The sequence below is a fragment of the Mesorhizobium sp. M7A.F.Ca.US.014.04.1.1 genome, assembly GCF_003998745.1.
GTDB classification, from domain to species: Bacteria; Pseudomonadota; Alphaproteobacteria; order Rhizobiales; family Rhizobiaceae; genus Mesorhizobium; species Mesorhizobium ciceri.
In genome coordinates this window covers 1-1,523 of sequence record NZ_RZRW01000927.1, presented here as the reverse complement: position 1 = coordinate 1,523, position 1,523 = coordinate 1, and the positions used below count along the sequence as shown (strand labels likewise).

The window sequence follows — 1,523 nt, the reverse complement described above, 5'->3', positions numbered from 1 at the left end:
GCATGGACCAGTCCACAAGGCGACGCACCTGCCGCTCGGTGTAGCCGCGCTCGACCATCCGCTGCACGAATTCATTGTGCCGCTTTTCCGTGACACTGTCCTGCTTGGAGCCGAAACTGATCACCGGCAGGAGGTCCTCGACCTGGCCGAACATGCGTTTTTCGATGACTTCCCGCAGCTTTTCGTAACTTGTCCACGCCGGGTTGCGGCCATGGTTTCTTGCACGGGCGCGCAGGGTGAATTTCACCACCTCATTGCGGAAGTCCTTGGGATTGGCGATGCCGGCCGGTTTTTCGACCTGTGAAAGCTCGTTGTCCAAAACCTCGCGGTTGAGGATCTGGCCTGTGTCGGGATCCTTGTAGTCCTGGTCTTCGATCCAAGCGTCGGCATAGGCGATGTAGCGGTCGAAAAGGTTCTGGCCGTACTCGCTGTAGGATTCCAGATAGGCTTTCTGGATCTCATGGCCGATGAATTCGGCATACCGCGCGGCCAGCTCGGACTTGATGAACTCCAGATAGGCGGCTTCCGTCTCCTTCGGAAACTGTTCGCGCTTGATTGCCTCCTCCAGGATGTACATGAGATGCACGGGGTCGGCGGCCACCTCTTCGGTGTCGTAGTTGAAGGTCTGCGACAGGATCTTGAAGGCAAAGCGCGTGCTGACGCCTGCCATGCCCTCATCTACGCCGGCGGCGTCCCGATATTCCTGAACCGACTTTGCCTTGGGGTCGACTTCCTTGAGGTTCTCGCCATCATAGGCGCGCATCTTGGTGTAGAGCGGCGAATTGTCGTGCTCGGCCAAGCGGGTCGAGACGGTAAACCGGCTGAGGATGTCCAGCACCTCTGGAGCGCAGGGACTGGCGGCCAATTCGCTCTCCCGCAACAGTTTCTCGTAGATCTGCCGCTCTTCGGTTATCCGCAGGCAATACGGCACCTTGACGACGAGGATGCGATCGAGAAAAGCCTCATTGTTCTTGTTGTTCTTGAACTGCAGCCATTCCGACTCGTTGGAATGGGCCACGATGATCCCCTGGTAGGGAAAGGCGCCGAAATTTTCGGTGCCGTTGTAGCTGCCTTCCTGGGTAGCCGTCAGCAGCGGATGCAGGACCTTGATAGGCGCCTTGAACATTTCGACGAATTCAAGCAGGCCCTGGGTGGTCCGGTTCAGTCCACCGCTATAGGAATAGGCGTCCGGATCGGACTGGCTGAAGTTTTCCAATTGCCGGATGTCCACCTTGCCGACCAGGGCCGAGACGTCCTGATTGTTCTCGTCGCCGGGCTCGGTCTTGGCGATGCCGATCTGGCGCAGTCGCGACGGCATCAGCTTGACGACGCTGAACTTGGAAATGTCGCCGGAAAGTTCGTCGAGGCGCTTGGCCGCCCATGGCGAAATGAGCCCATTCAAGCGGCGTCGTGCAATGCCGTATTTATCCTCCAGCAGGTCGCCCATGCGATCGGGATGGAAAAGGCCAAGCGGCGATTCGAAAACCGGGCTGACCTGGTTGCCGACCTTCAGTGTGTAGATC

The 1,523-nt window shown here is 58.4% G+C and carries 1 protein-coding gene; it reads right to left on the bottom strand.

What is annotated here, in order from left to right:
* Nucleotides 1–1,523, bottom strand: a 1,523-nt coding sequence (locus EOA22_RS33190) for a PrkA family serine protein kinase (RefSeq protein ID WP_127390586.1), incomplete at both ends; no start/stop codon positions are given.